The sequence below is a fragment of the Pseudoalteromonas sp. C2R02 genome (genome assembly GCF_018860845.1).
Classification (GTDB): Bacteria; Pseudomonadota; Gammaproteobacteria; order Enterobacterales; family Alteromonadaceae; genus Pseudoalteromonas.
In genome coordinates, this window is sequence record NZ_JAHKQC010000033.1 from 50,874 (window position 1) to 69,691 (window position 18,818).

The window sequence follows — 18,818 nt, forward strand, 5'->3', positions numbered from 1 at the left end:
TTCTGGGGTTATTATGAAATCAAGAAACGAAATTTATAATACTTTAGTTGAAATATTGGTGGATGACTTTGAAGTTGAATCTGACGATATCAGCTTAGAAGCAAATTTATATCAAGACTTAGATTTAGATAGCATAGATGCAGTTGATTTAGTGGTTAAATTACGCGAAATTACAGGTAAAAAGATTGATCCTGAAGCATTTAAATTAGTAAGAACCGTTGAACATGTGGTTATTGAAGTTGAGAAGTTGATTTTAGCTAAGTGAAATTAATAACTTCAATAGTAGTGGGTATACTTTTAGCATTATACCCATTCGCTGTTTACTTTGGGTTAAATTATTTTAGCCCTCAATGGCTGTCTATTATTATCTTGAGCATTTTAATGTTAAGAGTATTTTTAATGAAAAATGCTTTAAATAAAATGCCTTGGATTTTACCTGCATCGCTACTTGGCGGCGCTGGCATTTTAGTAAGCACTTTTACTAACTCTTTCATCGGCTTTAAAATTTATCCAATTTTAATTAGTTTCGCGATGCTGAGCGTATTTTTATATTCATATTTTAAACCTCCTACATTAATTGAAACCTTTGCGCGTTTAAAAGAACCTGATTTAAATGAAAAGGGCGTTAAATATACTGCTAATGTGACACTAGTTTGGTGTGTTTTTTTTGTTATAAATAGTGCAATTGCAACTTATACCGCATTTTTCACTAGTCTTGAAATCTGGATGATTTATAACGGGTTTATCTCTTATATTATAATGGGCTGCATTATGGGGATTGAATTTTTAGTGCGTATCCAAGTAAAAAAGCAGCATAAAAAAGAGGCTATGTAATAATATGTCTCACATTTGTTTTTTACAGGGTGAAAAAGAAATCTCTTGGTCATTTTTTTGCACTCAAGTAGAAAGTATAAGGCAAACTATTCGTCAAACTCAGTTTGAAAATGTATTGCTTTATCATAGTGATAGTTATCAGTTTTCAATTTATTTTTTTGCTTTAATGCTAGAGCAAAAACATATTTTATTACCGCCTAATTCACAACAAGAAACCCTGAATCAGATATCTAAAAGTGCAGATGTTTATATGGGGGAAATATCATTATTAAATATCCCTAAAATTGAATGCAGTTTTAATAATATACAACTAAAAAACTCACCTAAATTAGCTTCTGAGTTATTTGATAATTTTAATAGTAAAATTACTTTTTATACTTCTGGATCAACAGGCAAACCAAAAGCAATAGTTAAACATAGCCATTATTTGTTAAAAGAAATCGAAATTTTAAAAAGTACTTTTGAAACCCCTTTATTACAAACCGATATTGTTTTGAGTACAGTATCTCATCAGCATATTTATGGTTTGTTGTTTAAGATTTTATTACCTCTGAGATTTGGAATTAAAATACTAAATCAAGTATTTGAATACCCAGAGCATATTCAGGCTTATCTAAAAGCAAATAAAAGCAAACAAGTGACACTATTGGCAAGCCCCGCACATTTAAAGCGCTTAGTTGAAGATAATGTTCTACAGCAAGTTAAAGCGCAGTTTGAGTGCATATTTAGCTCTGGCGGCCCTTTAGCATTTAATGTGTCATCACTGATTAATAAGCAATTGAATATTGCACCTACTGAGGTTTTTGGTAGCACAGAAACAGGCGGTATCTCTTGGCGTCGTTGTGATAAGTCAACACCTAGTAATTGGATGTTATTTAAAGGAATAAAATATAATAGCGTTGCTTTTGAAGACTTAGGTGAACGGTTACAGATATCATCACCTTTTATGGCTGAAACATCTTATTTAACTGATGATTTAATACAAAAAGTAGATGATACCCACTTTGTATTAAAAGGGCGCTCAGATCGCACTATTAAGTTAGAAGAAAAGCGCATTAATTTAGAGCATATGGAACAAGCTTTAATACGCCATGCAGGCATAAAAGAGGCTAAGGTTTTCATTTTAAATAACAGTAAAAGGCCGAGTTTAGTTGCTGTCATCGCAATTAATGATATCGCAAAAACAATAATATGTGATAACAATAAGCGTGCATTAAACGAATGTTTTAAAGTGCATTTATTAAAAGAATTTGAGCGTATTAGTTTACCCAAAAAATGGCGTTACTTAGATGAGTTACCATTTAACGCTCAAGGTAAATTAGTACAAAAAGAGTTAGAGGTGTTGTTTGACTGATTTAATTAATATCAGCCCAGAAATAATTAGCAAAAAAATACAAGATACAGAATCAACAGTTGAACTATTTATTCCTGACGATTTAGATTACTTTAAAGGTCATTTCCCCCAAAACCCTATACTGCCAGGCGTAGTACAGCTTGATTGGGCTGTAATGTATGCCAAACACATGTTTAATATTGATTGTGATGTTAAAGATCTTGAAGTGTTAAAGTTTCAAGTTGTAATAGAGCCAGGACAAAATTTAACTTTACAGCTGACTCAAAAGTCTGAGCAAAAAGTTACTTTTTCTTATTCGTCGAATAAAGGAAAACATGCCTCTGGTCGCATTGTTTTTGATACGCTTTCATGAGTTATTGTTTTGTGATCCCAAACTTTAATCATGTTTTAGTGATTGAAGATTTATTGCTTGAATTAAGAGGCTTTAATTTACCTGTGATAATGGTGAATGATGGCAGTGATCATGATGTTAAACAGCAATTTGAAAAACTGGATAGCAAATATGACTTTTTAACTTTGGTAAACCATCAAATAAACCAAGGTAAAGGCGGTGCTATGCAAACTGCTTTAGCTTTAGCTCATGACTTAGGATTTAGTCATGCAATACAAGTTGATGCTGATGGGCAGCATGATTTAACCGATATAAAAAAAATAATAAAACTATCCCAAAATTCACCAAGTGCTTTGATCTCAGGTATGCCTATTTATGATGAATCAGTGCCTAAACATCGATTTTATAGTCGTTATATCACACATGTTTGGGTTTGGATTGAAACTTTATCATTGTCATTAAAAGATTCTATGTGTGGTTTTCGTGTTTATCCGCTTAAAGATACATCTGTTTTAATGAATAAAGTTGCTTTAGGTAAACGTATGGATTTTGATACCGAAGTCATGGTGCGTTTATATTGGGCTAATGTGCCAGTTGAGTTTTTTAAAACTAAAGTGAACTACCCAGAAAATGGCATTTCGCATTTTCAGCCTTTCAAAGATAACGTATTAATTTCATGGATGCATACACGCTTATTTTTTGGCATGTTGTTACGCAGCCCTAAATTAATATTTAGAAAGTTTAAAAATTAGTTATGTCTGAAAAATCTGAAAATAAACACTGGTCAAAAGCCCAAGAGCGCGGTACTTATTTTGGCATGAAGACCTTATTTGTGATTTATCGTTTACTTGGTAGAAAAGTACTATCGATTATCTTATATCCTGTGGTTGTTTATTTGTATTTTACAGGGAAAGAAGGTCGATTAGCATCTAACCAATATTTAAATAAAGTAGCAAAGATCCAAAGTTGGCCAAAAAAAATAGGTCATAAGCAAGGAATTAAACACTTTTATACATTTGCGCTTGGCGCATTTGATAAGATAGATGCATGGACTGGTAAAATTACCACAAAAAATATTATTTATGGTAAAGAGCATGCTTTTGATGATTTAAAAGAAAAGCAGCATGGTGCTATTTTTATCGGTTCTCATTTAGGTAATTTGGAAGTGTGTAGGGCGCTTAGCCAAGGTCGTTATCAAACGCGCATTAATGTTTTGGTATTTACCCATCATGCTGTTGAATTTAATAAAGTAATGCAGCAGATTAATCCTGATATTAATGTGGATTTAATTCAATTATCAGATGTAGGCGCAGACTTAGCTATTTTATTAAAAGAAAGAATAGATAATGGTGAAGTGGTCGTCATAGTAGGTGATCGTACGAGTGTTAGTACACCTGGGCGGGTTGTATATGCAGACTTTTTAGGTGAGCAAGCGGCTTTTTCTCAAGGACCTTTTATTTTGGCTGCTTTGTTAGACTGCCCTGTTTATTATCTTTTTTGTTTAAAAGAGGGGTCAAAGTATCATGTTATTTTTGAACATGTCGCAGATACTTTGAAAATGCCAAGAAAAGAGCGCCAGCAAAAACTAGAAAAAGTAGTGACAGATTATGCCAAGCGACTTGAGTTTTATTGTTTGAAATATCCCTTTCAATGGTTTAATTTTTTTGATTTTTGGTCTGACGATCAAAAAGTAGAACGCAAAAAATAAATGGAGTAGTAGTAGTGCTAGAAAGTTCAGGTACAGTCAATTTTGGTGAGTCACGTTTAGTTATCGAAGATATCGTCGCTATCGCGTCACAAAAGAAACAAGCATGTTTAAGTAACTCGCCAGGATTTAGCCATAAAATAGATTCAGCTATTAAATTTTTAGATACCTTACTTGAAGAAGATGGTGTTATTTATGGTGTGACTACTGGTTATGGTGACTCTGTTACAGTTAACGTACCTTTAGATTTAGTGAATGAACTACCACTTCATTTAACACGTTTTCATGGTTGTGGTTTAGGCCAAATGTTTAGTCCATATGAAGGGCGTGCAATTTTAGCAACACGATTAGCCTCTTTATCTCAAGGGTATTCAGGTGTTAGTTGGGACTTATTAAACTTACTTAAAGCGTTTTTAACTCACGATATCGTGCCTGTGATCCCACAAGAGGGCTCTGTTGGTGCCAGTGGCGATTTAACACCATTATCTTATGTGGCAGGTGCCTTAGTAGGTGAGCGCGATGTGTATTATAAAGGCCAAGTTAAAAATAGCTTAGAGGTTATGCAAAGTTTAGGTTTAACACCACTTACTTTAAGACCAAAAGAAGGTTTAGCTATCATGAATGGTACGGCTGTGATGACTGCAATCGCCTGTACTGCATATAGCCGCGCTGAATACTTAGCTAAATTGGCAACTCGTATTACTGCGTTATCAAGCTTAGCACTTAAAGGTAACAGTCATCATTTTGATGATATTTTATTCTCTGTAAAACCACATCCGGGGCAACAACAAGTTGCAACTTGGATCCGTAATGATTTAAATCATGTTGATCACCCAAGAAATGCAGATAGGTTACAAGATAGATATTCTATTCGTTGTGCACCACATGTAATTGGTGTTTTACAAGACTCATTGCCTTGGTTCCGTCAAATGATTGAAAATGAACTTAATTCTGCAAATGATAACCCAATAATAGATGGCCCCGGTGAGCATGTTTTACATGGCGGGCATTTTTATGGTGGTCATATTGCGATGGTGATGGACTCATTAAAAACTGCCGTTGCTAATTTGGCAGATTTAGCCGATAGACAAATAGCCTCTTTAGTTGATACCCGATATAACAATGGTTTACCTTCTAATTTATCTATGAGTAGTGATGAACGTCGTTATATCAATCACGGTTTTAAAGCTGTGCAAATTGGTGCGTCAGCTTATACCGCTGAAGCATTAAAAAATACTATGCCGGCAAGTGTGTTTTCTCGCTCTACAGAATGTCATAACCAAGATAAGGTGAGCATGGGCACAATTGCAGCACGCGATGCAATGCGAGTGTTACAACTAACAGAGCAAGTACTTGCTAGCACCTTATTAGCTGCTATTCAAGGCGTTAGAATAAGAATTGAAAATGGTGAACTTGATCATGATACTTTACCTGTTCAAGTTATGCAGATGTACGATGATGTATGTGGCTTTTTTGAACCTTTAGTGGAAGATAGACCATTAGATAAACTTTTACGCTTTACCATAAATGCGATCCAAACGCAGCGATGGAGTTTATACCCGTAACCATTCATAATGTAAGATATCAGCAATTCAAATCTAAGGTCGGTTCTAGATGTGAAAATGAGGTGTAATATGTACTCTTTTAGCACTCACAACAACGAAGATGATTTAGATTTTATTTGCCCAAAGGGAGTCTGAGGGGAAATCCAGTTCTACGTTATCGCTATTGCTAAGGGAATAACCATTGGCTGCTAGTGATGCCTTGACCTGGTTTCCCCCTCAAACTCTGAAACCCGAATTATAAAAGGCTACGGGTATATATGACTAAAAATGCAATTTTATCGGGATCGGTAGATATTGAAGTTCCTTTTCATGATTGCGATCCGATGCAAGTGGTTTGGCATGGCAATTATGCGCGCTATTTAGAGGTAGCGCGTTGTGCTTTATTACGCAAAATTGATTACGATTATTTAGATATGCAAGAGTCTGGATATGTTTGGCCAATAGTTGATATGCGAACTAAGTTTGTTGGTTCTGCATTATTTGCACAAATGATCACAGTTGATGCACATTTAGTTGAATATGAATCAAGACTTAAAATAGCGTATTTGATCAGTTGTAAATCAACAGGTAAAAAATTGACTAAAGCACATACAGTACAAGTTGCAGTTGATTTACAGACAAAAGAAATGCAGTTTGTTTCCCCTGATATTTTAACTACAAAACTAAGAGCAAAAAACTATGTTGCTTAAACGTTTAAGTTACTTATTTTTATTGATAATAGTGCCGTTGAGTTTCACTTCAACAGCCGCTTCAAATGAATCATCTGAAAAGAGTTTAATTGCAGGTACGTTTGAGCAAAATAAGTTTTTTAAAATATTAAAGCGACCAATAAAATCATCAGGTGATTTTTATTTAGATCAAAAACTAGGGTTTTATTGGCAAACCGTTAAACCTGTTAATTCAGCGATATTTTTAAAGTCGGGTGAGCTAATGGAAAAAGACCATCATGGCAATGTTAAAAGCATTGCTGGTGGCGGTACTTTGGCTTTGGTTTTAATCAAGGCCATATCTGGTGATATTAACGCATTAAAAAATGAGTTTGAGCTGCTTAAACACCAAGCTAATGATTGCCTTGCATTAAAACCAAAGCAAGCGGTATTGCGCCAAGCTATCACTAAGATTGAAATCTGTGGTGGTTTAAAACCAGAGTCAATTAAGTTATTTGAATCTAAAGGCAATAAAACTGAAATTCAATTAACTTATCGTGAAAATACAATGATACCTGAGGCTATTCGTGCTCAGTTACAGTAATTTTCAGAAGTTTTATGTTATTCAGTTACTTTTAATTCTGCTTTTTGGTGGTTATCAATTTGTTTATGGTTCATGGCAAGTACAAACAAATATTTTGTCTATCTTACCTAATACACAAATTTCAAAGGCACTTTTAAGCTCAGAGCAGGCTTTATTTGGGCAAGCTAAGAAAAAAGTAACAGCTGCATTAACCGGTGAAAAAGCAGTTATAGCCCATAGCGCTTTAGTGGCAAAGCTCAATCAAATAGAATTTGTTGATATTCATACACAACAGTTGCCATCTATTTCACAAATTAGCCAATTTTATCGCCCCTTCAAAGATAACTTTTTAACAGAACAATATGTTAAAGCCTTAGATGATTCAACTGAAATGCAAAGCCTTATGTTATCTCAGGTAACACAAATAGCTAACCCATTTGTAAGTGACACTATTGATTTTTCACCTCGATTAGCCTTGGCTGAATATTTAAATACTGAGTTTAATAACCTGACAAGTTACAAACAAAAGCAAGGTTTAATAACCTCTGAATTTAATGACAAAACGTATTATTTAATATCACTGACGATAGCAACTGATGCGTTTTCAATTAAAGAAAGCCAATTAATTGCACAGCAGCTACAAAGTGTATTTTTGAATATTGAAAATGAATTTAATGTTGAGCTGATTTATAGCGGTGTTTTGTTTCATACTGCCCAATCGAGTAAACAAGCAGAAGATGAAATATCAACTTTTGGCCTTATTTCGTTAATAGGCATTATTTTATTAATACTTGTTGTTTTTCGCTCTATAACACCTTTATTTATCGCTTTATGGGTGATCAGTTTAGCCATTATTTATGGTGGCATTGGATTGATGTTATTTTTTGATGACATCCATTTATTAAGTTTTGTATTTGCAGTGACCTTGATTGGCATTGTGATAGATTACTGTTTTCATACATTGGTTCATGCGAATACACACCACAGCGCAAAAACCTTAATAACGCCATTACTGTTAGGTTTTATTACCACCGCTTTAGGTTATTTAGTGATCGCAAGTTCACCTATGGCATTGTTGACACAAGTTTCTGTGTTTATGATTTTTGGTTTATTGGGTGCATTGTTAACTGTATTAGCAGTATTGCCTAAATTAAAACACAATAAGCACTTAAAAGTGCAGCATTCAGTAACTCAGGTTAGCGAGCGTATTAAAACTGCTAATTTATACCTTATAAAGCATCGAACTAGTATTTTATTTGGATTATCTTTATTGGCGATAGGTTTTATTGCAATACATAAAGTGAGTTTTAATGATGATATTCGTTTACTTAACTCAAGCCCTGCTTGGTTAATGGAAAATGAAAAAACCATATCTCACTTGTCTAATATGGAATCCATTAATCGCATTATTGTTTATGCACCAACAATCGAAGCGTTATTACAAAAGCAAGAATACGCAATAACACAATTAAAATCTGAACAAACTGAATTAGATATTAAAGGGTTATTTGGTTTATTGCCTTCATCGAGTAAACAAAAGTTACATTATGAATTAGTAAATAAAGCAGAGCAAAATAAAGTGTTTGATTTAGGGCTGGCACAATTAGGCTTATCTGATCCATTAACTGAATTTAATGCACTCACTTATAAAGTATTTAAAGCTGGTCCGTTATCTGATATTGCAGATATTTATATTGTGCAACATGAATTAGGTTATGCGTTATGGTTTAGTGTTAATGGTGAACTTAAACAAAACACTATTAAATGGTTATCTCAGCAGCAAGATATCTTACTTTATGATACGGCAAAAAATGTATCTAATGGGCTATCTCAATATAGAGCAGAGCTAATTAATTTATTATTAATCGCTTTCTTAGCTATTAGCTTAGTGCTCATTGCCCGTTATGGTATTAAACAGGGGCTATTAAGCACATTAGCTATTGGGCTAAGTGCAGTTAGTGCTGTAATTTTTACAAATTTAATTGCTGAACATTTAAATATATTTAATTTATTAGGCATTTTATTAATTTTAGCGTTGGCAATTGATTATGTGATTTTTTATCAAGAGCAAGGTATTAAAGAGCCTACATTATTAGCGATTACCTTATCTGCGCTGTCATCCATACTTGCTTTTGGCATGTTGGCTTTTAGTCAAACACCTGCGGTGCAAAGTTTTGGTTTAACAGTGATGTTTGGTATTACATCTACATTTTTAATCGCACCTATGAGTGCAAACCTCCCGCGACCAAATAAAAAAATTAAACAAGGAAATTTAAATGACACATAAGCAGTACGATGTTGTGATCATAGGTGCAGGGCCATCGGGTGCTGTTGCGGGCGCGATCCTAGCTAATAAAGGGTTGAGTGTTATTATTCTTGAGAAACAGTATTTTCCTCGGTTCTCTATTGGTGAAAGTTTATTACCACAATGCATGCAATTTTTACAACAAGCAGAACTTGAACAAGTTGTAATAGATAATGCGGCACAATTAGGTTTCCAATTTAAAAATGGCGCGGCATTTCATCGTGATGGCAATGATAGTGCATTTGATTTTACGCAAAAGTTTACTGATGGACCAGGGACTACTTTTCAAGTTAAACGCGGTTTATTTGATAAACTATTAGCTGATGAAACACATAAAAAAGGTGTGGAGATCTGCTATGGTCATCAAGTTGAAGCTGTTGAAAGACTTGAACCTGATGTCTGTTTAAGTGTATTAAATGAACAAAACCAACAATATAATGTTAATGCAAAATTTTTATTAGATGCCAGTGGTTTTGGTCGTGTTTTACCAAGATTGTTGGATTTAGAAAAACCATCAAATTTCCCCATGCGAAAAAGTGTATTTACGCATTTTGAAGACAATATTAATGATGCAAACTTTGATAGAGATAAAATATTAATTACGGTGCATCCAGAATATAAAGATATTTGGTATTGGCTGATACCTTTTGCTGATGGCACATCGAGTATTGGTGTTGTTGCTGAGCCTAAATATTTTGATGAAGAAAAATCTGAATCAGAAATCTTAATGGACTTTTTATCACAAGATCCCAATCTTAATACTTTATTAAAAAATGCTAAACCAATTCAAGATGTAAGAAGTATTCAAGGTTATTCAGCTAATGTGAGCCAGTTATTTGGTCAAAATTACGCGCTTTTAGGTAATGCTGGGGAATTTTTAGATCCTGTATTTTCTTCAGGCGTGACAATTGCGTTATCTTCAGCGGTTTTAGCTGCGCCCTTAATTGAAAAGCAACTTAATGGTGAGCAAGTTAACTGGCAAAGCGAGTATGCTGATAAGTTAAAATACGGTGTAGATACTTTTAGAACTTTTGTTGAGTCTTGGTATGATGGCCGTTTTCAAGATATTATTTTTCATGAGCAACAAGATAAAAATGTACGCAATATGATCAGCTCTATTTTAGCAGGCTACGCGTGGGATGCTAAAAACCCTTATGTGAGCGAAAGTGAACGAAGAGTAAATGTTTTGGCTCAAATTTGTCAGTCATGAAATTAAAATATCTTATTAGCGTTTTTCTTTTTTTACTATCAGCTTGTGTATCTGTACCTACTCAAAGGCAAGTACAGCTATCTGATAATGTAAGTTTTAACTTATCATCGCCGCCAGCAGAATTAATAGGTGTGATACATACGCACCTAATTGACGTGCAATTTAATAATGAAACTAAAAGTTTAATTGCCCAAGTTGAGTATGCAAAAAATAAGATTTCAATAGCTGCTATGAGTGTATCAGGTATACCGCTATTTGACTTGATTTGGTTTGATAATAAAACCAGCGAAATAACACAATATATGCCACTCCCTGGAATTGATTTAAATTATATCGTTGCAGATTTACAATGGGTTAATTGGCCTTTAAAACAGTTAAAAGCATCTCTTATATCTGATGCGGCTTTTGTAATACAAACCGCTGCTTTAAAGTCCGACTGGCAAAGAAAGTTGATGTATCAAGATACATTAATCATGCATATAGAGAAAAAAAATAAGCAATATTTTTTACATCATAAATTAAGAAATTATCAGATCACAATTACAGATTTGAGTGAGGATTAACAGTGGACATATGTCTTAAAGATGTTGGTATTGTTTGTAATATAGGCCAATCTAAACAAACAGTTTTAAAGAGTTTAATAGATGGTAATGCAAATGCTTTGGTCAAAGATACAAACTTACCTTTAACTGAGTCTCAATTTGTAGGGCGTGTTGCGCTGAATTTAGATGATAAATCAAAAGCATTTTCATCAAGTAATTCATCACGTAATAATCAATTGGCATATTATGCATTTAAGCAAATCGAGCAGAGCTTTAATGAACTGGCTAAAGGGGTAGATAAGAAAAGAATTGCAGTCATTATTGGTACTAGCACCTCAGGCATTGCAGAAGGTGAAGATGCAAGAAAGGCATTGGCACAAAACACGCAATACCCTGAAAACTTTCATTATCAAACGCAAGAAATGATCGCTCCGGCACATTTTATCGCTGATTTATGTCAAGCAACAGGTCCTGTTTATAGTATATCAACGGCATGTTCTTCAAGTGCAAAAGCGTTAGTAAGTGCTAAAGCACTGATTGAAGCCGATATTGCAGATATCGTTATTGCCGGTGGGGTTGATAGTTTAGCTAGGCTGACTATAAATGGTTTTAAATCGTTAGAGTCGGTATCTACTGGTCAATGTGCACCATTTTCACAAGATCGAGATGGTATAAATATAGGTGAAGCCGCTGCATTATTTGTGATGCATAGTGCTGACTCTGGTATTAAATTAATGGGTTTTGGTGAAACCTCTGACGCTTATCATGTATCTTCTCCTTCACCAGACGGTAGTGGGGCGATTTCTGCTATGAAATTAGCACTAGGAATGGCTCAAATAGAATCAAAACAAGTTGATTATGTTAACTTGCATGGCACTGCAACTGTAAAAAATGATGAAATGGAATCACTAGCTATGCATGCTGTATGTGGCAATGATGTTTTTTGTGGTTCAACCAAAGGTATGACAGGTCATACTTTAGGTGCAGCAGGGGCGCTTGAAGCTGCAATTTGTTGGCTTTTATTAAGTGATTTAAACAGCGATAATGAAATACCTGCCAATGTGGGTTATGAGCAGCAAGATTCAAGCTTACCAGAAATTAATTTAAGCCAAGGGCAAAAGATGTCATCTTTGAAATATTGTATGAGCAACTCTTTTGCTTTTGGCGGCAATAACCTTAGTTTAGTGTTAGGAAAATAATATGAAAAAGTACAGCATTGAAGCTGTATTACCGCATCAGGCACCTATGATCTTAATTGATTCATTAAACAGTTATCACGATGATGGCTGTGTGTGTGATGTCACAATTACAGAAAAAAGCCCTTTTTATAATGAAGCTAAAAAAGGGGTGGCTAATTATATTGGTACTGAATATATGGCGCAGGCAATTGCTGCTTATGCAGGCGCTTTGGCATTAGATAACGGCAATAAAGTGAAAATTGGTTTTTTGTTGGGCTCAAGAAAATACAAAGCGTTTCAAGCTTATTTTGAATTAAATGACACTTTACGCATTAAAGTTGAGCAGTTATATCAAGAAGAGTCTGGATTAAGCGTATTTGAATGTGAGATAACATCCTCTAAAAATGGCGTATTAGCACAGGCTAAAATTAATGTGTTTCAACCTCAAGATCCAATGGCATTTTTAGATAATGATTTAGAAGCATAATACTCGCGTAATTATGCTGTTAAAATTTTAATAATAGAAAATTGAAGTATCAACTCAGGTAAAGAAAATAATGAGTAGAAGAATATTAGTTACAGGTTCAAGTCGTGGCTTAGGTAAAGCAATCGCATTAAAGTTAGCTAAAGATGGCTTTGATATTACAGTGCATTGTCGCAGTGGCATTGAACAAGCCAAACAAACTCAAGCTGAGACAGAAGCTTTAGGACGAAAAGCTAACCTTTTACAATTCGATGTATGTGATAGAGAAGCAGTTAAGCAAGCAATAGAATCTGATATTGAAGCTAATGGCTGTTACTACGGTGTGATTTGTAATGCGGGTATTACGCGAGATATGGCTTTTCCAGCAATGGAAGGTGATGATTGGGATAGTGTATTAAGAACCGGCTTAGATGGTTTTTATAATGTACTTCATCCTGTTGTCATGCCTATGGTCAGAGCTAAAAAAGGTGGCCGTATTATTACTATGGCTTCGGTATCGGGTATTGCGGGTAATCGCGGCCAAGTTAATTACTCTGCTGCAAAAGGCGGCGTTATTGCAGCCACTAAAGCTTTATCTTTAGAGTTAGCCAAAAGAAAAATCACTGTAAACTGTGTCGCGCCAGGCTTAATTGAAACAGATATGACAGCAGATGTGCCTGTTGATGAAATTAAAAAGATGATCCCTTTAAGACGTATGGGTCAGCCTGAAGAAGTCGCTTCTGCAGTCTCATTTTTAGCATCTGATGGCGCGTCATATATTACACGTCAGGTGATTTCAGTGAATGGCGGATTAATATAATGAAACGTGTTGTTGTAACTGGCATGTCGGCGATCACTGCTTTAGGCGATGATTGGCAAACTTTTAAACAGAACCTTGAAAAAGGCGAAAATGCAGTTCGAGTTATTAAAGAGTGGGATAAACTAGATGGCTTAAATACCCGATTAGCTGCGCCTATAACTCATTTTGAAAAACCAAGCCATTATAAACGTAAAATGGTTCGCTCTATGGGGCGAGTATCTTTAATGGCAACACGTGCCACTGAGTTGGCGCTTGAACAGGCTCATTTGTTAGAACATGAATCTTTAACTGATGGTACTACGGGTATTTCATATGGTTCATCCATAGGCTCAACTGAACCTTTGGTTGCTTTTGGTCGTATGATGGATACAGGTTGCATGAATGGTGTTACGGCAACAAGTTATATTCAAATGATGTCACACACTGCTCCTGTTAATGTTGGCGTATTCTTTGGTTTAAAAGGGCGTGTTATTACAACTAGCTCAGCCTGTACCTCTGGTTCTCAGGGCATAGGTTATGCGTATGAAGCGATTAAGTTTGGCCGTCAGAAATTAATGGTTGCTGGTGGTGCTGAAGAACTATGTGTAACAGAGGCCGCTGTTTTTGATACCTTGTATGCAACAAGTATAAAAAATGAAACACCAAAAGAAACACCAAAACCATTTGATAAAAATCGTGATGGTTTAGTGATAGGTGAAGGAGCATGTACGCTTATTTTAGAAGAGTTTGAGCATGCAAAAAGCCGAGGTGCAAATATCATTGCTGAGATAGTTGGTTTTGGCTGTAATTCAGATGGCGCACATGTCACGCAACCGACAGCTGCAACAATGCAAATTGCAATTGAGCAAGCATTAACTGATGCGCAGATAACCGCGGATGAAATTGGTTATGTAAATGCGCACGGTACTGCAACTGAACGAGGCGATATTGCTGAAACAAATGCAACTGCGAATGTATTAGGAAAAGTGCCGGTAAGCTCATTAAAAAGCTATTTAGGGCATACCTTAGGTGCTTGTGGCAGCATTGAAGCTTGGGCAAGTATTAATATGATGCAAGATAAGTGGTTTTCACCGACATTAAATTTACAAGAGATTGATCCTCAGTGTGGTGATCTTGATTATATTAAAAATGAAGGCCGTGAAATAAATACAGATCATGTGATGAGCAATAACTTTGCTTTTGGTGGTATTAATACATCGCTGATTTTTAAACGCTTTACTAAGTAATAAGTGCTTTTAAAGATAACTCAGATACCAACTTAAACACTTGGTATCTGAATTAATTTCTTTTTGTAGTCATTTTTTACAACTTCTAATGCATCAAGCACAACTTGTGAATCAAGCTCTTCTTGTTCTAATAGCATAATTAAATCAATAGCAAGTTTAATATGCTCAGGTGCATTATCTAAATTAGGCTTGCTCAATATTACCCCTCATAGAGATTAACTTTTTAGATTCTTCAATTGCAGCTTTGACTTTTTCTTCCATTTCTACGCGTTCAGATTGCGGAAGGTAAAATGCCATATCAACTTCAAAACGAATATACCTAGGCGGAAGTTGATTTAATACGGTACAGCAAAAGTCGGCTAATGTATCTACATCTAATGCTTCGTTTATTTTTTGTTTGATGATTTCATCAAGCACTAATTTTTCATAATAATTATGTATATCATCATGCAGTTTCATCTAATACTCCGTATATAACATGAAATTCTTTTTATGTGGTGAGCGAGTATTTTAAATGGTTTAATAATAAAAGCCCAATGTACATAACTTAGCTTATATCAAAACCACAGGCAAATCTAACCTTGGAGTAAGACATTAATTATTTTGTTTTTTCTGCGATTTTTATTTTATCTTCAGTGGCTGAAATTGCTTTTCGGCAGCGCCCTAATCGACCGTGAGTAGTCAAAATATCAAGATTGATTTCACTGGCTTTATCGCCTCGGGCTTTATGTAATAAGGCTTTTTTATCTTCTATCATAACTAATAAACGTCTTTCAAACTCTTTATTTTTAGCTAACTCTTGGTGTAGGTCATGAGAAGATTGCATGATCTTTTTCACCGCTTTTTTATAATATGTTTTCTTTTTAACAAATTTATTAGAATCTAAATCTTTTTGCCACACAGGCGTTGATTTTAATACCCTGATCACAGCTTCAAGTTGCGCTGTTAATCTTTCAATCGCATATTTATAGCTGCGTCGATGGGCTAAAGGAGGCAGGTTTATATAGGTTTGTGATAACTCATCTACATAATCAAGTAAGATCATGCTGCGAGTATTAAATAAAGTGGGATCAAATAATCTATGCTTAGATCTCATATAGCGATTTTTATCAAACCACTTGGCATTATCAAAGCTTTTAGCATCTCGTTTTATTTTTTCTATTTGAATACTTAATCTTTCTAATACTTGTGCTTTCATTTACATAAATGCCTCATAGGCAAGTTTTAAGGCTAAAACAATGACCACAGTATTAAAGATAGGCCTAATTATTTTACTGCCAAATTTAATTGCAGAATGTGCGCCTATCCAAGCACCTAGCATTAAAAAAGCGCCCATAGTGGCACCTAATATAAAGTTGACATGGCCCAGAGCGACAAAAGCAATAAGAGAAATAAAGTTACTAACAAAATTCATAGAACGGGCTAGGCCACAATTGAGCAGCAAATTCATCTTATATAATAATGAATTGGAAGCGGTCCAAAATGTGCCGGTACCAGGGCCCGCTAAACCATCAAAAAAGCCTAATAAACTGCCCTGTATTATTTGTTTTAATTTTAATCCTAAAGTAACCGGTGGCAGTTTTGTTTTTTGTTCAGGGCTTAATTTGCCAAAAATACTATAAATGGCAACGGATATAATGATAAAAGGCAGGAGTTTATTTAAAAAGTCGATACTGAGTTTATCTACTACCAGAGTGCCAATTAAAGCACCTATGGCTGTTGCAATAATAGATTTAAGCCAAAACTTAGGCTGAAATAAATTCTTTTTAAAGTAAGTAATACTGGCGGTAAGTGAGCCAAAACTAGAAGCGAGTTTATTGGTACCTAGGGCAATATGCGGTGGCAAACCAGCAGTTAATAATGCGGGTACAGTAAGCATGCCGCCACCGCCAGCAATTGCATCTATAAAACCAGCAGCTAATGCTACTGCACATAATATTGCCCAAGTTGAAGGGTCTAAAGCGAGTTCTAACACTTAAATTTATTACTCTATTGTTCTGTTGAAAGGAGGTAAGGCATCTAACATAGCTTTGCCATAACGCTTACTGACGAGACGACGATCTAATACAACAATGCGACCAGAGTCTTTTTCTTTGCGAAGCAGTCTACCACAACTTTGCACTAATTTCTTAGAGGCTTCAGGTACAGTGATTGATAAAAATGGATTTCCACCTTTATTTTGAATATGTTCTGTTTGCGCTTCTTCCATTGGTGACGTTGGCACGGCAAATGGAATTTTAGTGATAATCAAGTTTTCTAAATATTTACCTGGTAAATCAAGACCTTCTGAGAGGCTTTGGGTGCCAAACAAAATAGAACCTTTATTTTTATCTATTGCTTTTTTATGTTGTTTGATTAAATACTCGCGTGATGACTCACCTTGTAATAATAAATTATAACCTTTTGTTCTTAAACCTTGAGCGACTTCTTTCATTTGCCAATAAGAAGCGAATAGGACTAAGTTCGCTTTTTCTTTTTCAATATATTCAGGCATTACCTCTATTAAACGTTTGGTGAAGTTTTTATCTGTTGGCTCACATTTTATATCAGGTAATAAAAGTTGCGCTTGCTTTGGATAGTCAAAAGGGGAGGGAACCTTTAAGAACTTAACGCCTTCTTCACCTGCTAAGCCTGATTCAAAAGCAAAATGATCAAAGTTACCCAATGCGGTTAATGTTGCGGAGCATAGGACCACTCCAGCACATTCTTGCCATAATTTATCTTTTAAATAAAAACCAACTTCGATAGGGCTATCGGCTAATAAATGATCGTGATGATTTTTATAGTTTTGTTGTGTCAACCAGCGCGCGTGAGGGCTGGAAGCTGTGCCTTTATTGAGATTATTCCAAAGTTTATTCAGATTTTCTACTCTTTGAATATAAACACCGCTTTCAGCTAAAATAGGATCGGCTTTATGAGGTTTTACATCGCCATCGTTTACATCAAGGATCAATGATTCATGCATTTTAGATAAATGTTTAGATACTAATAATGATGAGTCACTTAAATCTTCACTTAAATTAGATAATAACTCAGGTAGTTCACCATTTTTAAAACGGTACACGTCATCTTCATTATAAGTTACATCTAATCCATCAAGAATATCTCGGGCTTTTTTTAATTCTTTTTGTGTATCTGTAATGGCATCTGCTAATTTAAAGTTCATGCCAATGGCACGTTGAGTGGAAATGGTATTAGACAGCTTTTGATTAAATTTAGCTAACTTATCAAGCCATTCTAAAGTGCCTTTTACAGTTGCGGAAGCGGATGAAAACTCACGGGTTATTTTTGGTAAATGGTGTGCTTCATCAATGACATAAATTGTTTTAGCTGGCTCTGGTAAAATTTTTCCGCCGCCTAAATCTAAATCTGCTAATAATAAGCTGTGATTTACCACCAATACATCCATTTGATTTAATCGGTTGCGCGCTTTGTGAAAAGGACAATGTTGATGCTCGGCTAATTGGCGTTGACAAGAATGTTTATCACCGGCAACTAAACTCCAAACTTTATCAGGAATAGTATCAGCCCAAGCATCACGGTCACCATGCCACTTGTTTGTGGTGTAAGCCGTAACTAATTGCTCAAGACATTTTTTTTCCATTTTATCTAATGGTGATTTTAATAAAGGCACAAAATCAAGCTGTGCAGGCTCTTCTGCTAGAGATGCTTTTAATTTTTGTGCACAGGCATATCTGTGTCTGCCTTTTACCAGATCAAATTGAAAATCTAAACCTGAGTTTTTAGCAAAAAAAGGGAGTTCTTGATCTATTAATTGTTCTTGCAAAGCAACTGTGGCGGTTGAGATCACTAACTTTTTTTTATTTGCTATGGCGTAAGGCAAGGCACCTAAACAATAGGCTAATGACTTGCCCGTACCAGTACCGGCTTCTAATACACAAATCCTTTGGCTTTTATGGTATTCACCCGCCAAGGTTTTTGCTATTTCTGCAACTAGGTAATTTTGGCTTTTGCGCGGTTTATAATCGGTTAAATTATCTGCAACTTGCTGGTGAATATTACGAATTGTTTTTTTTAAAGCATCAGAGAGCATG

General features: G+C 35.1%; 21 protein-coding genes. 16 read left to right on the plus strand and 5 right to left on the minus strand.

Going from position 1 to position 18,818, the window contains the following annotated elements; translation table 11 throughout:
• Positions 1-13 precede the first annotated feature (13 nt).
• From KO527_RS13020 to KO527_RS13095, 16 genes are all read left to right on the plus strand, one after another.
• Entirely contained in the window at positions 14-265 is a 252-nt protein-coding gene (locus KO527_RS13020) for an acyl carrier protein (RefSeq protein WP_216040724.1), read from the plus strand.
• A 134-nt stretch (positions 266-399) separates the two neighbouring features.
• Positions 400-834, plus strand: coding sequence for a hypothetical protein (locus tag KO527_RS13025; protein WP_252733702.1), 435 nt, complete (start codon positions 400-402; stop codon positions 832-834).
• Between the two features lie 4 nt (positions 835-838).
• Positions 839-2,188 (plus strand): AMP-binding protein, encoded by a 1,350-nt coding sequence (locus tag KO527_RS13030; RefSeq protein ID WP_216040726.1) that lies wholly within the window; start codon positions 839-841, stop codon positions 2,186-2,188.
• Positions 2,181-2,540 (plus strand): thioester dehydrase, encoded by a 360-nt coding sequence (locus tag KO527_RS13035; RefSeq protein WP_216040727.1) that lies wholly within the window; start codon positions 2,181-2,183, stop codon positions 2,538-2,540. The genes KO527_RS13030 and KO527_RS13035 overlap by 8 nt, the downstream gene beginning before the upstream one ends.
• Positions 2,537-3,271 (plus strand): glycosyltransferase family 2 protein, encoded by a 735-nt coding sequence (locus KO527_RS13040; protein ID WP_216040728.1) that lies wholly within the window; start codon positions 2,537-2,539, stop codon positions 3,269-3,271. The genes KO527_RS13035 and KO527_RS13040 overlap by 4 nt, the downstream gene beginning before the upstream one ends.
• A 2-nt stretch (positions 3,272-3,273) precedes the next feature.
• Entirely contained in the window at positions 3,274-4,227 is a 954-nt protein-coding gene (locus KO527_RS13045; RefSeq protein WP_216040729.1) for an acyltransferase, read from the plus strand.
• Between the two features lie 14 nt (positions 4,228-4,241).
• Positions 4,242-5,789, plus strand: coding sequence for an aromatic amino acid ammonia-lyase (locus KO527_RS13050; RefSeq protein ID WP_216040730.1), 1,548 nt, complete (start codon positions 4,242-4,244; stop codon positions 5,787-5,789).
• Positions 5,790-6,046: 257 nt separating this feature from the next.
• The gene (locus KO527_RS13055) at positions 6,047-6,478 is read left to right on the plus strand and encodes a thioesterase family protein (RefSeq protein WP_216040731.1); all 432 of its coding nucleotides are present in this window, start codon (positions 6,047-6,049) and stop codon (positions 6,476-6,478) included.
• Positions 6,468-7,040 carry an outer membrane lipoprotein carrier protein LolA gene (locus tag KO527_RS13060; RefSeq protein WP_216040732.1) on the plus strand — a complete coding sequence of 191 codons (573 nt, stop codon included), beginning with the start codon at positions 6,468-6,470 and terminating at the stop codon, positions 7,038-7,040. Before KO527_RS13055 ends, KO527_RS13060 begins: the two co-directional genes overlap by 11 nt.
• Positions 7,024-9,306 (plus strand): hypothetical protein, encoded by a 2,283-nt coding sequence (locus KO527_RS13065; protein ID WP_216040733.1) that lies wholly within the window; start codon positions 7,024-7,026, stop codon positions 9,304-9,306. Before KO527_RS13060 ends, KO527_RS13065 begins: the two co-directional genes overlap by 17 nt.
• The gene (locus tag KO527_RS13070) at positions 9,296-10,534 is read left to right on the plus strand and encodes an NAD(P)/FAD-dependent oxidoreductase (RefSeq protein ID WP_216040734.1); all 1,239 of its coding nucleotides are present in this window, start codon (positions 9,296-9,298) and stop codon (positions 10,532-10,534) included. The genes KO527_RS13065 and KO527_RS13070 overlap by 11 nt, the downstream gene beginning before the upstream one ends.
• Positions 10,531-11,097, plus strand: coding sequence for a DUF3261 domain-containing protein (locus KO527_RS13075; RefSeq protein ID WP_216040735.1), 567 nt, complete (start codon positions 10,531-10,533; stop codon positions 11,095-11,097). The genes KO527_RS13070 and KO527_RS13075 overlap by 4 nt, the downstream gene beginning before the upstream one ends.
• A 2-nt stretch (positions 11,098-11,099) precedes the next feature.
• Positions 11,100-12,275, plus strand: a complete 1,176-nt coding sequence (locus tag KO527_RS13080) for a beta-ketoacyl-ACP synthase (protein WP_216040736.1) — start codon at positions 11,100-11,102, stop codon at positions 12,273-12,275.
• A gap of 1 nt (position 12,276) precedes the next feature.
• Entirely contained in the window at positions 12,277-12,741 is a 465-nt protein-coding gene (locus KO527_RS13085) for a 3-hydroxylacyl-ACP dehydratase (protein WP_216040737.1), read from the plus strand.
• Positions 12,742-12,811: 70 nt separating this feature from the next.
• Positions 12,812-13,537 (plus strand): 3-oxoacyl-ACP reductase FabG, encoded by a 726-nt coding sequence (gene fabG, locus KO527_RS13090; RefSeq protein WP_216040738.1) that lies wholly within the window; start codon positions 12,812-12,814, stop codon positions 13,535-13,537.
• A complete protein-coding gene (locus tag KO527_RS13095; protein ID WP_216040739.1) occupies positions 13,537-14,763 on the plus strand; it encodes a beta-ketoacyl-ACP synthase in 1,227 nt (408 codons plus the stop codon). The genes fabG and KO527_RS13095 overlap by 1 nt, the downstream gene beginning before the upstream one ends.
• Before the next feature lie 32 nt (positions 14,764-14,795).
• On the opposite strand, the gene KO527_RS13100 is transcribed toward KO527_RS13095, so the two are convergent.
• The 5 genes from KO527_RS13100 to dinG all read right to left on the minus strand — a co-directional run bounded on the left by KO527_RS13100 (position 14,796) and on the right by dinG (position 18,817).
• On the minus strand, positions 14,796-14,960 hold the full coding sequence (locus KO527_RS13100; RefSeq protein ID WP_216040740.1) for a YbaM family protein: 165 nt from the start codon (positions 14,958-14,960) through the stop codon (positions 14,796-14,798).
• Positions 14,947-15,222, minus strand: a complete 276-nt coding sequence (locus tag KO527_RS13105) for a late competence development ComFB family protein (RefSeq protein WP_216040741.1) — start codon at positions 15,220-15,222, stop codon at positions 14,947-14,949. The genes KO527_RS13100 and KO527_RS13105 overlap by 14 nt, the downstream gene beginning before the upstream one ends.
• Before the next feature lie 139 nt (positions 15,223-15,361).
• On the minus strand, positions 15,362-15,961 hold the full coding sequence (locus tag KO527_RS13110) for a primosomal replication protein (protein WP_216040742.1): 600 nt from the start codon (positions 15,959-15,961) through the stop codon (positions 15,362-15,364).
• The gene (locus KO527_RS13115) at positions 15,962-16,738 is read right to left on the minus strand and encodes a TSUP family transporter (protein ID WP_216040743.1); all 777 of its coding nucleotides are present in this window, start codon (positions 16,736-16,738) and stop codon (positions 15,962-15,964) included.
• Between the two features lie 9 nt (positions 16,739-16,747).
• Positions 16,748-18,817 carry an ATP-dependent DNA helicase DinG gene (dinG, locus tag KO527_RS13120; RefSeq protein ID WP_216040744.1) on the minus strand — a complete coding sequence of 690 codons (2,070 nt, stop codon included), beginning with the start codon at positions 18,815-18,817 and terminating at the stop codon, positions 16,748-16,750.
• Position 18,818 lies beyond the last annotated feature (1 nt).

Coding starts and splice junctions, on each gene's coding strand:
- KO527_RS13020 (WP_216040724.1), top strand. CDS start 14: ATGAAATCAAGAAACGAAATTTATAATACTTTAGTTGAAATATTGGTG.
- KO527_RS13025 (WP_252733702.1), top strand. CDS start 400: ATGAAAAATGCTTTAAATAAAATGCCTTGGATTTTACCTGCATCGCTA.
- KO527_RS13030 (WP_216040726.1), top strand. CDS start 839: ATGTCTCACATTTGTTTTTTACAGGGTGAAAAAGAAATCTCTTGGTCA.
- KO527_RS13040 (WP_216040728.1), top strand. CDS start 2,537: ATGAGTTATTGTTTTGTGATCCCAAACTTTAATCATGTTTTAGTGATT.
- KO527_RS13045 (WP_216040729.1), top strand. CDS start 3,274: ATGTCTGAAAAATCTGAAAATAAACACTGGTCAAAAGCCCAAGAGCGC.
- KO527_RS13055 (WP_216040731.1), top strand. CDS start 6,047: ATGACTAAAAATGCAATTTTATCGGGATCGGTAGATATTGAAGTTCCT.
- KO527_RS13060 (WP_216040732.1), top strand. CDS start 6,468: ATGTTGCTTAAACGTTTAAGTTACTTATTTTTATTGATAATAGTGCCG.
- KO527_RS13070 (WP_216040734.1), top strand. CDS start 9,296: ATGACACATAAGCAGTACGATGTTGTGATCATAGGTGCAGGGCCATCG.
- KO527_RS13075 (WP_216040735.1), top strand. CDS start 10,531: ATGAAATTAAAATATCTTATTAGCGTTTTTCTTTTTTTACTATCAGCT.
- KO527_RS13085 (WP_216040737.1), top strand. CDS start 12,277: ATGAAAAAGTACAGCATTGAAGCTGTATTACCGCATCAGGCACCTATG.
- fabG (WP_216040738.1), top strand. CDS start 12,812: ATGAGTAGAAGAATATTAGTTACAGGTTCAAGTCGTGGCTTAGGTAAA.
- KO527_RS13095 (WP_216040739.1), top strand. CDS start 13,537: ATGAAACGTGTTGTTGTAACTGGCATGTCGGCGATCACTGCTTTAGGC.
- KO527_RS13105 (WP_216040741.1), bottom strand. CDS start 15,222: ATGAAACTGCATGATGATATACATAATTATTATGAAAAATTAGTGCTT.
- KO527_RS13110 (WP_216040742.1), bottom strand. CDS start 15,961: ATGAAAGCACAAGTATTAGAAAGATTAAGTATTCAAATAGAAAAAATA.
- dinG (WP_216040744.1), bottom strand. CDS start 18,817: ATGCTCTCTGATGCTTTAAAAAAAACAATTCGTAATATTCACCAGCAA.